Source organism: Streptomyces sp. NBC_00385 (genome assembly GCF_035917155.1).
Lineage (GTDB): Bacteria > Actinomycetota > Actinomycetes > Streptomycetales > Streptomycetaceae > Streptomyces > Streptomyces poriferorum.
In genome coordinates, this window is sequence record NZ_CP107951.1 from 8,244,991 (window position 1) to 8,257,223 (window position 12,233).

A 12,233-nucleotide genomic window follows, 5' to 3' on the forward strand; every position below is an offset into this window, starting at 1 on the left:
CGGTGCCACTCCCGCCGGTCGGGCCGGAGGCGGCCGGGAGGCTCCCCCGCGCCCGGTCCGTCGAGGACGCGCGGATACGGCGGCGTCGGCGTGGGCCGGCCGGCGCGGTCCTAGCACCGTGTTCCCGGCCCGGCCGCCTGCTCCCGTGCGAACAGCAGGGTCAGCCAGGGGAGTTCATAGCGCACGGGCTCCGCGTCCGCACCCCGGTGCGCGGTCACCTCCGGACAGGACGGCGGAGCCAGGACGCCGACGTCGATCAGGCCCTCCAGGGCGCGCTGAGTCTCCCGTCCGTCCAGGCCCAGGGCGCGGGCGGCGGCCGGGAGGGAGAAGGCGGGGTCCGGCAGCGCGGCCAGGGCGCGGAGGGTGACACGGGCGGGGCCGGGCAGCCGGGCCCAGGCACCGGAGAGACGGGCGCGGACCCCGAGGCCGCCGGACGAGAGCTCGTCCAGCGCCTCCGAAGGGTCCTCGAGGCGGTCCGCGTACTGCCCGAGAGGCATGTGGCGCAGCACGGAGAGGCGGTTTCCGCCGGCCCGCAGGGCGAGCGGGAGGAACCCGGTGGCGGCGACGATACGTTCGGCGGCGCCGTACTCGGCGGCCAGCCGGGTCCGGCCGATGATGCGGCCGAGCAGATGCACCGCCTCATCGGCGGACAGCGGCGGGAGTTCGGTCCGGTGCGCTGACTCCAGACAGGGCAGCCGGCTCCGGGAGGTGACCAGCGCAGCGGTGGGGCCGGACGGTGGCAGCAGCGGGCCGAGGGCGGCGGCGTCGGGTGCGTCGTCCAGGAGCAGCAGCACCCGGCGCCCCGACAGCCAGGACCGCCAGACGGTGGCGGCCTCCTCCCGGTCGGGGGGCAGCCGTTCGGCGCAGCCCAGGGAACGGGCCAGCTCCGCGAGCACCGAGGACCACGGACGGGTGGACCCGTCCTCGGCGCACAGCCGGGTGGCGACCACACCGTCGGGGTAGCGGGCGGCGAGGCGGTGCGCGACCTGCACGGCGAGTGCCGTCTTGCCGATGCCGGCCGGTCCGGTGAGGAGCACCGGAGGCCCGCCCTCGCAGCCCAGCTGTGCGCTGAGGGCCTCCCGTTCCCGCGCCCGCCCGGTGAAGTCGGCGAGGTCCGGCGGCAGCAGCCGGGACCCCGTGGGGCCGCCGCGCGGCCGGGACGGGGCGGCGTTCTCCAGCAGACAGCGGTAGGCCGACTGCAGTGCCGTACCGGGCTCCAGCCCCAGTTCCCGGGAGAGCTGCTGGCGGCAGTCGTCGTACGCGGCCAACGCCTCCGTTCTGCGGCCGACCCGGTGCAGCGCGGTGATCTGGGCAGCCCGCAGCCGTTCCCGCAGAGGGTGCCGGCTCACCATCTCGTCCACGGTGTCGGCGACCGGGGCCGGCTCGCCGGTCTCCAACTGCGCCTCCGCCCATGCCTCGTACACGGCCAGCCGGCGGGTGTGCTGCCGTTCCACGGCGGCGCGCAGCACATCGGCTCGGGCCGCGAGATCGCTGAAGGGCGCATGCCGCCACAGGTCCAGGGCCCGGCGGTACAGGAGGGCGGCCCGGTTCGGCGCACCCGCGCGCAGCTCGGCATCGCCGTGCCGGGCCAGTTCGTCGAACTGCAGACTGTCGCACTCGTCCGCGGTGAGGTGCAGGACGTATCCGCCGGGGCCGTGCCGGAGTCGGCCGAGGTCGCCGGGGTCGAGTACCCGGCGGAGGTTCGAGACGTACACCTGGAGGTTCTTGCGGGCCGTGCGGGGCGGATCGTCCGGCCACAGGGCATCGGTCAGTTCCTCCAGCGACACCGGTGTGTTCGGACGGGTGAGGAGAACCGCCAGGACGAGACGCTGCTTGAGCGGGCCGAGCGGCAGAGGCAGACCGCCGCGGGAGGCTCGCAGGGGGCCGAGAAGGTCGATGCGGAGCAGGGCGGCACCGGCACCGGTACCGGCCTTGCCCGCGTGTGCTCGCGGAATCCCGGGATCCGCCTCTCCGGTGCGGATTTCGGTGAACGTGTCGGTCATTTTCCTCAACCCCTTCCCCAGCCGGTGTCGTCGGAATTCGGGGAAGAGAGAGCAATTGCGTGCACGAAAGCCTCCGGGGTGCGGTCGGGGGGGTGAGCGAATCCGCGAGGAGCCGTGAAAACGTCGGGAATTCGAGGGAATTCCTTCCGTTCTTCACAGCATGGTCACAAGGTGGAGGCGGGGCCATGGGGTCGAGGATGGCTCAAGGTGCATGCAGCAACGCACCCGCCGGGATAGAGCGGCCATAGGCGCATGTAACAGGACGAACCGTCGGGCCGGGTTCGGTACCCCGCACACCCGGCCGGCCCTGCGCCGCGTACCGGAGCCCAACCCGGCGCCAACCGCGACCGAACCGCTCCCGCGCACCCTGGCGCCGCTTGTCCCGCTGACCGACGGAGGTGACGCGATGCGACTGGCGGAGATCATCGAGCTGCGTCCGGTTCCGGCTGCCGGGCTGCTCGCCACCCTCACCAGGCGGTGCCCGCTGAGCTGTGCCCACTGCTCCACATCGTCGGGGCCACAGGGAGACGACACCCCGGCCGCGGCGCTGCGCGGCTTCGTCGGCGGGTTCACCGCCGGCAACCGTCCCGAGGTCCTCATGCTCACGGGCGGTGAGCCGCTGCTGCGGCCCGCGCTCGTCGCCGAACTCGCGGCGCTCGCCGCCTCGGCCGGGACGCGCACCTCCGTGCTCAGCGGCATGTTCTTCGCGGCCGACGGGCGCGTTCCCGACCGCATCATGCGCGCCCTCGGCCATGTCGACCACTTCTCGGCGAGCATCGACGTATTCCACGAACGTGAAGTTCCGCGGGCGGCGGCATTCCGCGCGGTGCATCTCATCATGGAGAGCGGAATCGACGTGAGTTTTCACGTGGTGGGCCGTTCGGTGGACGACCCGTATCTCGCGGACGTCACCGCGTCCATACGGGCCGAGTTCCGCGACCGGGCGGCCGTACTGGTCAATCACGTCCGGCCGGTGGGCCGGGCAGCGGGCTGGGCGGCCGCGCGAACCGCGCAGGCCGGCGGCAGCGGGGCGAAGCCGGCACCCTGCGCGATGGCGGCCTGGCCGGTGGTCGCCTTCGACGGCACCGTCACCGCCTGCTGCAACCAGGGCGTGGTGGACACCCGCCCGGTGCCCGGGCATCTGCGCCTGGGACACATCGCCACGGACGACTGGTCGCGGATACGGCGCCGCTGCCAGGACTCACCCGTACTGCGCACCATCCGTACCGCAGGCGTCGCCTCCTGTGCGGACTGCCGGGGCCTGGCGCGGCGGCCCCAGGCGCTGGCCGCCGCGGAACGGACCGGATCCCGCCCCGCGGCCGGCGCGATGGACGCACTCGGCGCCCGGCTCCAGCGCGATGCGGGTGCCGAGGTGCTGATGCGGCGGTACGGAAGCGAGCCGTACGCGCCGCTCGTGCTGCTCGGCGGCCCCGTCGACGAGGAGGCTCCCGCGTGAACATGTCTGCCGCGGCGAGCCTGCGACTCGAACTGTCCCTGGTGCAGCCCGTGCTGAGGTCCGCCGCCGCCCGCATGTGGCGCTCCGACGCAGGGCTCCCCGGCCGGTACCGGCACTACCTGCGCGCCATGCACCAGGTGATCCGCGCCTCGGTGCCGCTGATGGAGCGGGCCGCAGCCCGGTGCGAGAGGCTGCCGCAGGACCCGCTGGCCCCGCCCCTCGCGCGCTATCTGCGGGAACACGCCGAGCAGGAACGCGGCCACGACGACTGGCTGCTCACCGACGCCGAGGCGTCCGGGACGGCGCCGAGCGAGTTGACCGGTTCCGTTCCGCCCGCCCATGTCGCCGCCCTGGTGGGAGCGCAGTACTACTGGATCGAGCACAGCCATCCCGTGGCCCTGCTCGGCTACATCGCCGTACTGGAGGGCAACGCTCCGGCACCCGGTCTGGCCGGACGGCTGGCACGCGAGACGGGACTGCCACAGGCCGCGTTCGAGACCGTACGCCTCCACGCCGACCTCGACGACGGGCACAGCGCCGACCTGGACCGGCTCATCGGCCGGCTGCCGCTGGACCCCGCGCGGCGCTCCCTCGTCGCCGTCAGCGCGCTGCACACGGTCACCGCCCTCGCCGAGCTGTTCGACCGCATCGCCACGGCACCCCACGTATCGGAGAGCGCTCATGACTGACCACGCGCACGATCGCGACCGCCTCCGCACACTGGAGGACGCCGGGTTCCCGCTGCACAGCCTGTCACCGGAGCAGCGCGAGGTGCTCCAGGACCTCAGCGCGGAGGAACTGACCCTGCTGCTGGGCCTGAAGGAGCGGCTGGACGCGGCCGAGCCGGAGGTGCAGGCGCACAGCGAGATCGCCGGCGGAGCGCTGTTCTGATGACCGGGGCCCTACGGATGAAGTGCCCCCGGTGCCCCGAGCCACCACCGGACGGTGCGGCCTTCTGCCCCGGCTGCGGAACCGCCTGCGTGGCCGTGGCAGGTTCCGCGACGGCCGAGGAACGCCGGGTGGTGACCGTGGTCTTCTGCGACCTCGTCGGATCCACCGCCCTGTCGGGGCGGCTCGACCCGGAGACCCTGCGCACGGTCACACTCCGGTACTTCGCGCTGATGCGGGCCCGGATCGAGGAACACGGCGGAACGGTGGAGAAGTTCATCGGGGACGCCGTGATGGCCGTCTTCGGGGTCCCCGCGCGCCACGAGGACGACGCCCATCGGGCCCTGGCCGCCGCCCGCGGGATGATCACCGGCCTCGACGGACTCAACGCCGAACTGGAGCGGGAGCACGGGGTGCGGCTCGCCGTCCGCATCGGTGTGAACACGGGCGAGGTCGTCGTGAGCGTCGATCCCACTGCCCGGCAGGCCCTGGTCTCCGGAGAGGTAGTGAACATCGGCGCCCGGCTGGAGCAGCACGCCGGCCCGGGCGAGATCCTGATCGGGCCCGCCACCCTGCGCGCCGCCGGACCCTCGGCGGTCACCGAATCCGCCGGAGCGCTGTCCCTCAAGGGCGTCGACGCCCCCGTCCCGGCCCGCCGCCTGGTCGGTCTGCACGAGGACGACCCGGAGCGGGTCCGCCGCTTCGACACCCCGTTCATCGGCCGCGAGCAGGAACTGGCCGAACTCCGCCTGCTGCTGCGCAAACTGACGGCGGACCCCCGTTCGCACCTGGTGACCGTCTACGGCGAGGCGGGCCTCGGCAAGACGCGCCTGCTGCGTGAGTGGCTGCGGGACTGCCCGGCGTACGGCGAGGGCCGGTGCCGCCCGTACGGCGAGACCGGCACCCTGTCACCCCTCGCCGAAGCGGTACGCCAGGTACTCGCGGCCGTCGGGGAGGACGCCGGGCTCGCAGGACTGCCGGTGCACGAGCGGATCGAGGCCGAGCAGGCACTGCGCCTGCTGCGGAGCGGTCTGCTCGCTGACGGCACACCCAGCCCGTCGGCCGACGACACCCTCATGGCGCTGGCCTGCCTGCTGGACGGGCTGTCCCGCGAGCGGCCCGTGGTGCTCGTACTGGACGACTGCCACTGGGCGTCCGCGCCGCTGCTCGACATGGCGGAGCGGCTGCTGGACGAGCTCGACCGCTCGGCCGTCGCCGTGGTGTGCGCCGCGCGTCCCGAGTTGCTGGAGGCCCACCCCGGATGGGGCAGCGGCCGGATGCGCTCCTCCTCGCTCATGCTCACGCCGCTCACCCGCGAGGAGGCCGCCCTGCTCGCCGGTGAACTGATCGAGGTGGCGGCCCACCGGCAGGGAGTGCTGGAGGGCGCCCTCGACCGCGCGGAGGGCAATCCGCTGTACCTGGAACACCTGACAGCCGTGGCGGCCCAGTGCGACGACCTGCCGCTCACCGTGCACGCCCTGCTCGGCGCCCGGATCGACGCACTGCCGCCCGAGGAGCGGACCCTGCTCCAGCTGGCCGCCGTCCTGGGGCGCGAGTTCCGCCCCGCCGACCTGACGGAACTCGCCGACACCGAGGACTCCTGCCCCGCCGGATCCGCCGCGGGGCTGCTGCGCGGCCTCGTACGACGGCGCCTCGTCGAGCCCGGCGGCCGCACCCTGGCCATGAGCTCCGTACTCCGCTTCGGCAGCGCCCTGGTGCAGGAGACCGCCTACCGGGGGATGGCCAAGAAGGTACGCGCCCGGCGCCACGAGCACGCCGCCCGCGTCCTCCTCCGGCACGAGGCGGGTGACGCCGCAGTCGGCACCCACCTGGCCCGGGCCCACCGTCTGCTCGCCGAACTGGGGATGCGCGACGCGGACACCGACGTGCTGCGTACGCGCGCCGCCGGCCTGCTCATCCGGGCCGGCGCGGCCGCGCTGGCGCGCTCCGACCTGCCGTGGGCCGACGATCTCCTGACGCAGGGTCTGGACCTGGCCGCTCCCGGCGAACCCGCGGCCGCCGAGGCCGCCCGCCGGCTCGGCGAGACGAAGGTCGCCCGCGGTGAGCCGGTGCGCGGCAGGGAACTGCTGGCGGGGGCGCTCGACACGGCGGACCGGGCCGGTGACCGGCTGGGCGCCGCCCACGCCCGGCTCGCGCTGACGGCCCTGGACCCCCGGCACGGGGCCGCGACCGAGGTGGCCGAGGCGGCCCTCGCGCTCTTCACGGTGGCGGGTGACGACCAGGGCATCGCACGTGCCTGCGTCCGTATCGCCCAGGACCGGCAGCGGCAGGGACGGCACGCCGAGGCCGAGGCGCTGCTGCGGCAGGCCCTGGACCACGCCGGCCGCGCCGACGCCGAACCCGAACGGGCCTTGGCGCTCGGCGCGGTCGGCATCTCCCTGTGGCGGGGCCCGACCCCGGTCGGGCGCGCCGTCGCACGCTGCGAGGAACTGCTGACCGACCACGGCGCCGGCCGGCCGACCGTCCGCGCCACCCTGGCCTGCCCGCTGGCCGTACTCCTGGCCCTGCAGGGCCGCCATGACGAAGCACGGGAGAGGCTGGCCGAGGCGGCGCGGCTCGCCGACGGCCTCGGCTACGCCGAGAGCGCGCTGTTCGTCCCGCTGTTCGCCGCCGAGGTCGAGGCGCTGACGGGCACCCCGGACCGCAGGCTCACCCTGCTGGACGAGGCCGCCCGCGCCGGCCGTGACCTCGGTGCCACGGGCGCACTGCCCGGCATCGCCCGCGAACGGGCCCGGATCCTGCTGGACCGGGGGGATCCGGCACCGGCGCTGGCCCTGCCGGACCCCCAGGAGACCGGTCTGCCTCCGGCGGAGTCAGCCGACGCGGAGGGGCTGCGGGCCCGCGCCCTCGCCCTCACCGGGCAGCCTGCCGCGGCGCGGGCGGGCGCGAGCCGGGCGACCGCCGCGGCAGCCGACACGGACTCCCCGGTGGTCCGCGGTACCGCGGCCCTCGACCTCGCCCACACGCTGCGCGCGCTGGCCCTGCACGGTGACGCGGCACGGGCGGCCCGCACGGCGCAGCAGCACTTCGCCGCAAAGGGGCACCGGCTCGGCGCGGACCGCGCGGCCGCGTTCGCCGACGACAGCGCGGCCGCGGCCCGGAGCACCGGCCGCCGGGCCGGGCCGGAAGGAAGGACCCCATGACCACCGGGACGGCAGGAGGGCTCACCTGGAGCCTGCGCGACCGGACTCCCGAGGACCTCGCCCTGCTCGCGGACACCCCGCCCGCCGACCCGTCGGCATGGTCGGACGGCGCGGGCGTACGCGTGTGCGTGGTCGACACCGGGGTGGAGTGCGGTCACCCCTCGGTCGGCCCCGTGCAGGGCTCCTACGAGGTGGCACCCGCCGCCGACGGGAGCCTGCACGTCGTCGACAGCGGTCCGCTGCCGGACGGCACCGGTGACGGATGCGGGCACGGAACGGCGTGCGCCGGAATCGTCCGCCGGGTGGCGCCGGGCTGCGACCTGTACAGCGTGCGGGTGCTGGGGGAGGGCTTCACCGGCAGCGGCGACGCCCTGCTCACCGGACTGCGCTGGGCCGTCGACCAGGGCTTCGACGTGGTCAACCTCAGCCTGTCCACGACGCGCCCGAAGTTCCTCGAAACCCTGCGGTCCCTGGCCGACCAGGCGTTCTTCACCGGAACCACGCTGGTGGCATCGGCCCACAACACCCCGGTGGAGAGCTTCCCCTGGCGGTTCTCGTCCGTGATCTCCGTCGGTACGCACCGCGAGGACGACTCCGGGCTCTTCCTCTACAACCCCGCACCGCCCGTGGAGTTCTTCGCGCCCGGCCAGAACGTGCAGGTGGCCTGGACGGGAGGCAGGACCATCCGCACCACGGGGAACAGCTTCGCCACGCCCTTCATCAGCGGGATGTGCGCGCGACTGCTCGGCAGCAGACCGAAGTTGACGCCTTTTCAGATCAAGCACGCGCTGTACCTCTCCGCCGCGAACGTGCGGATCGGCGCACCAGGAACCCGAGGTGAATCATGAGCCAGTCCCACGGCCTCGTCCCCGCCACCGGCGCGGGCCCCGCGACACGGGCCGGCAGCGCGGAGCGCGATCTGCTGCAGTCCGTCGTCGAGACCGCGCGGGCCATTTTCGGAGCCGCGGCCAGCTCCGTCCTGCTGCACGACGAGGAAGCCGGCGAACTGGTCTTCCAGGCAGTGGCCGGGGAGGGCGAGGAGTCACTCGTGGGCTCCCGGTTCCCCGCCGGCCGCGGGCTGGCGGGCTGGGTGCTCGTCTCCGGCGAGCCGATGGTCGCGGACGACCTGCGCAACCAGGGCATGTTCGCCCGGGACGTCGCGCAGTCGACCGGGTACGTCCCGGACGCGCTGATGGCGGCGCCCCTCGCCCACCGGGACCGGGTGCTCGGTGTGCTCGAAGTGCTCGATCCCGTCGAGCAGTCCCGGTCCAGCCTCTCCGAACTCGACCTGCTCGCCCTCTTCGCACGCCAGGCCGCGGCCGCTCTCGCCGTCGTCGCCGAGCGGCGCGGTGACGCGACACCGTCGGCGGTGCAGGAGCGGAGCCTGGAGCTCGTGACGGCCCTGCGGGACGTGCTCCTCGACGGGATGCCGCCGCAGGGGCCGCACGGGAGCTGAGGCGCGGGGTCAGCGTGCCGCGGATTCCACGGCGTCGGCGGCACGCGCCTCACTCTTGCCGTCGGCGAGCAGGCCGCCCACCTCCTCCGTGCGCGCACGCAACCCGAGGTCGCGGGCGGTGTCATGGACCGCGGCACGCAGGGACTCGGCACCGGCACCGGGCTCCGGGAGGCGGCGGGCCACACCCGCGCGCAGACAGCCGGCGGCGAGGACCTGCTGCTCCGAGCCGTTGGGGGCGACGAGCAGCGGCTTGCCGTGCAGGAGCGCGGCCAGCACGGGAGCGGACGTGGCATTGGTCAGGACGAGGTCGCTCCGCTCCACGAGCGGCCCCATCCAGCGGCGGCGTCCCACGATCAGGTCGGCGTCCGCTGCGGCCTCCGGGGCACCCGACCGCCCCAGTTCCACGACGGCCCGGTGGGTGCCCGAGGTGAAGGCCGCGTTGAGCCGCGGCCAGAGGCTGGTGCCGCCGAAGGTACGGCCCAGATGGACGTAGGCCAGGGGCTTGGAATCCGGCAGCGGTTGTGCGGCCCGGGGATTCGGCTCCCACCAGCAGGGGCCCACATGCCCCGCGTTCCCGGGCAGTTCGGCACCGGGTACCTCCAGGGCGGGGTGCCCGCGCAGCAGGAAGGCGGTGCCGAGCAGCGGGGTGTCCGCGAACCGGTCGCGCCGCGGGGCGAGACCGGCCGCCTCCCGTACCGACGCGTAGTGCTTCAGGGTCTCCGTCAGCCGCCACGCGCGACCGCACTCGTCCGCCGGCCCGGTGCGGTAGGGCCACAGGTACGCCGCCAGCCCCAGGACCACCACCGGCAGTCCGGCGCTCTCGGCGGCCACCAACGCGCCGTGGCAGAGCACGGAGGTGACCAGGACGTCGGGCCGCAGCCGCCGGACCGCACGCGCCACCGCCGTGTGCTGCTCGGGGCCGCGGACGGTCCAGTGGGTCACCGACAGGGCAGTGGGGTCCGTGACGGCCGACAGGGCCAGGCCCGCCGCGTCGACCGCCGCGTCGGCCCGCTGCCCCGCGAGCACATGGACGGTGTGGCCGCGCCGGCGCAGTTCCCGGCCGGCCGCGAGGGCCGGGTACAGGTAGCCCGGGTCGCTCAGCGGGCACAGAAGTACGTTCATACCGGGACGTCCCCCGTCAGGTCGAGGCCCAGGTAGCGGGCGAAGAAGGCCATCACGTCCGCGTACAGGCCGGCGCTGCGTGACGCACCGCGCGTGCCATGACCGACGCCGCGCTCGGTGCGCAGTACCACCGGCCCGTCACCCGTGCCGGCCCACTGCAGGGCGGCACACATCTTCCGGGCGTGCGCGGGATCGACGCGGGTGTCGCCGTCGAAGACGGCCAGCAGCACGGCCGGGTAGCGCGCGCCCTCGCGCACCCGGTGGTACGGGGAGTAGGCCAGCAGCCGCGCGAAGGCGTCGGGGTCCTCGGCGCTGCCGTACTCGTCGCGCCAGCTCGCCCCCATCCCCGACAGCTCGTAGCGCACCATGTCCAGCAGCGGCGCCGCGCACACGACGGCCGCGTAGGCCTGCGGACGGCGGGTCAGCGCGGTGCCCGCGAGCAGGCCGCCGTTGGAGCTGCCGAGGACGCCGAGCCGGCCGGGCGCGGCCCATCCGGCATGGAGCAGATGGTCCGCGGCGGCGTCGAAGTCGTCGAAGGTGTTGTGCTTGTGCTCGCGCCGCCCGGCCCGGTGCCACTCCTCGCCCTCCTCGCCGCCGCCGCGCACACAGGCCACCGCGTACACGCCGCCCGCGCGCACCCACGGCAGCGCCTGCGGAGTGAAGCCGGGGGTCATCGAAGCGCCGAAGCCGCCGTACCCGGTGAGGACGGTGGGGCGGGGCCGGTCGGGACGGCCCGTGGGTGACATCACGAACATGCGCACGTCGGTGCCGTCGGGGGAACGCACGACCTCCTGGGTGACGGTCACACCGCCGGCCTGCCATCCGGCCGGCGCGTCATCCGGCCAGGGGCGCAGGCGCCCGGTGACCGCGTCGTAGTGCAGGACGACGTTGGGGGTGAGGTGGTCGGTGTACGCGAACCAAGCCTCGTGCCCCGGTTCATGACGTGTGGTCAGGCGGGACACCGATCCGGTCCCCGGCAGGGTCACCGTCCCCGTGAGGGCGCCCGTTCGTGCGTCGTGCAGGGTCATCTCGCCGACCGCGTGCCGGGTCCGTAAGACCAGCAGCAGGGGCCGGTCCAGTGCCGGGCCGTCCAGGACCGCGAAGTCCTGGAGCACGGTGCCGGGTTGCTCGCCGACCAGGGTGCGCCACCGACCGGGGTCCGTGGCGTCGCGAGGGGCCGCGGCGATCCGGCCCCGCGGGGCGCCGGCGGTCGTCCGGAGCAGCAGGGGTCCGCGGCCCGGCCGGAGGCGGACGGCGGTGTGCGCGTCGGTGCCGTGCTGGAAGCGGTGCAGTGCGGGCCGGTCCGCGCCGGTCACGGTGAGGTCGGCGGTCCACAGGTCGGTGCGCGGCGCGGTGCCCTCACTGGCGCCGATGACCAGGAGCCGGCCATCGGGCGAAGTGGCCACGGTGTAGTACTGGGTCTCCGGCCGCCCGGCGCCGAAGATCTCCGTGTCCCGGCCGTCCGGGGTGCCGACCTCGTGGAGATACACGCGGCGGTGACGGCCCGCACCGCCGGGCTCCCGCGGCGGCAGCCGGCGTACGTAGTAGAAGGCCCGGCCGCCCGGCAGCCACGCCACGGGGGAGCGGCGGACCCGGTCCACCGGCCCGTCCACCACCTCGCCGGTCCGCGTGTCGAGCACCCGCAGCACCGAGTTCTCCGTACCGCCGCAGGACAGCTGCACGGCCACCAGGTCGCCCTCCCCCGAGGGCTCCCACGCATCCAGCACCGTGGTGCCCGACGGGTCGGCCTCCAGCGGGTCGAGCAGCACCCGGGTCCTGCCGTTCTCCCGTACGGCGAGCACGGCCAGTTCATGCCCCGGTTCCCTGCGCAGATGGAACGCGCGCCCGCCGCGCACCACCGGTGGACCGCTGCCACCGCCGGCGAGCAGCGCCGCCATCTGCTCGCGGAGAGCCTCCCTGCCCGGCCAGCGCGCCAGCTCCCGCGCGTGGAGCAGGTCCTGGGCGGCGCTCCACGCGACGGTGGCGGGGTCCTCGGGATCCTCCAGCCAGCGGTAGGGGTCCGCCACGGGCTGTCCGTGCACGAGCTCCACCGGTCCGCTGCGGGGAGCGGCCGGGTAGGCGGGCCGGGCCGGCGTCGGCCCGGCGTCACGGGGCGGGGACACGGTCATCGCGGCACTCCTGGG

General features: G+C 74.9%; 9 protein-coding genes. 6 read left to right on the forward strand and 3 right to left on the reverse strand.

Translation table 11 applies throughout. From position 1 onward, the window contains the following. Nucleotides 1-110: 110 nt before the first annotated feature. Nucleotides 111-2,003 carry an AfsR/SARP family transcriptional regulator gene (locus tag OG959_RS36470; RefSeq protein WP_326665452.1) on the reverse strand — a complete coding sequence of 631 codons (1,893 nt, stop codon included), beginning with the start codon at nucleotides 2,001-2,003 and terminating at the stop codon, nucleotides 111-113. Nucleotides 2,004-2,409: 406 nt separating this feature from the next. Here OG959_RS36470 and OG959_RS36475 point away from each other — a divergent pair, with 406 nt between their 5' ends. The 6 genes from OG959_RS36475 (at nucleotide 2,410) to OG959_RS36500 (ending at nucleotide 8,967) form a co-directional block, all read left to right on the forward strand. Then, on the forward strand, nucleotides 2,410-3,459 hold the full coding sequence (locus tag OG959_RS36475; protein ID WP_326665454.1) for a radical SAM protein: 1,050 nt from the start codon (nucleotides 2,410-2,412) through the stop codon (nucleotides 3,457-3,459). 2 nt (nucleotides 3,460-3,461) lie between these two features. Continuing rightward, nucleotides 3,462-4,148, forward strand: coding sequence for an iron-containing redox enzyme family protein (locus OG959_RS36480; RefSeq protein WP_326666818.1), 687 nt, complete (start codon nucleotides 3,462-3,464; stop codon nucleotides 4,146-4,148). After that, nucleotides 4,141-4,350 (forward strand): aroma-sacti cluster domain-containing protein, encoded by a 210-nt coding sequence (locus OG959_RS36485; protein WP_219568169.1) that lies wholly within the window; start codon nucleotides 4,141-4,143, stop codon nucleotides 4,348-4,350. Before OG959_RS36480 ends, OG959_RS36485 begins: the two co-directional genes overlap by 8 nt. Nucleotides 4,351-4,439: 89 nt before the next feature. After that, complete coding sequence (locus tag OG959_RS36490; RefSeq protein WP_326665457.1) at nucleotides 4,440-7,511, forward strand: AAA family ATPase; 3,072 nt, start codon at nucleotides 4,440-4,442, stop codon at nucleotides 7,509-7,511. Next, nucleotides 7,508-8,359 (forward strand): S8 family peptidase, encoded by an 852-nt coding sequence (locus OG959_RS36495; RefSeq protein WP_326665459.1) that lies wholly within the window; start codon nucleotides 7,508-7,510, stop codon nucleotides 8,357-8,359. The genes OG959_RS36490 and OG959_RS36495 overlap by 4 nt, the downstream gene beginning before the upstream one ends. Beyond that, entirely contained in the window at nucleotides 8,356-8,967 is a 612-nt protein-coding gene (locus OG959_RS36500) for a GAF domain-containing protein (RefSeq protein WP_326665461.1), read from the forward strand. The genes OG959_RS36495 and OG959_RS36500 overlap by 4 nt, the downstream gene beginning before the upstream one ends. A 9-nt stretch (nucleotides 8,968-8,976) precedes the next feature. Here OG959_RS36500 and OG959_RS36505 read toward each other — a convergent pair whose 3' ends face one another. Next, nucleotides 8,977-10,089 carry a glycosyltransferase gene (locus OG959_RS36505; protein ID WP_326665463.1) on the reverse strand — a complete coding sequence of 371 codons (1,113 nt, stop codon included), beginning with the start codon at nucleotides 10,087-10,089 and terminating at the stop codon, nucleotides 8,977-8,979. Next, complete coding sequence (locus OG959_RS36510) at nucleotides 10,086-12,218, reverse strand: prolyl oligopeptidase family serine peptidase (protein WP_326665465.1); 2,133 nt, start codon at nucleotides 12,216-12,218, stop codon at nucleotides 10,086-10,088. The genes OG959_RS36505 and OG959_RS36510 overlap by 4 nt, the downstream gene beginning before the upstream one ends. Nucleotides 12,219-12,233 lie beyond the last annotated feature (15 nt).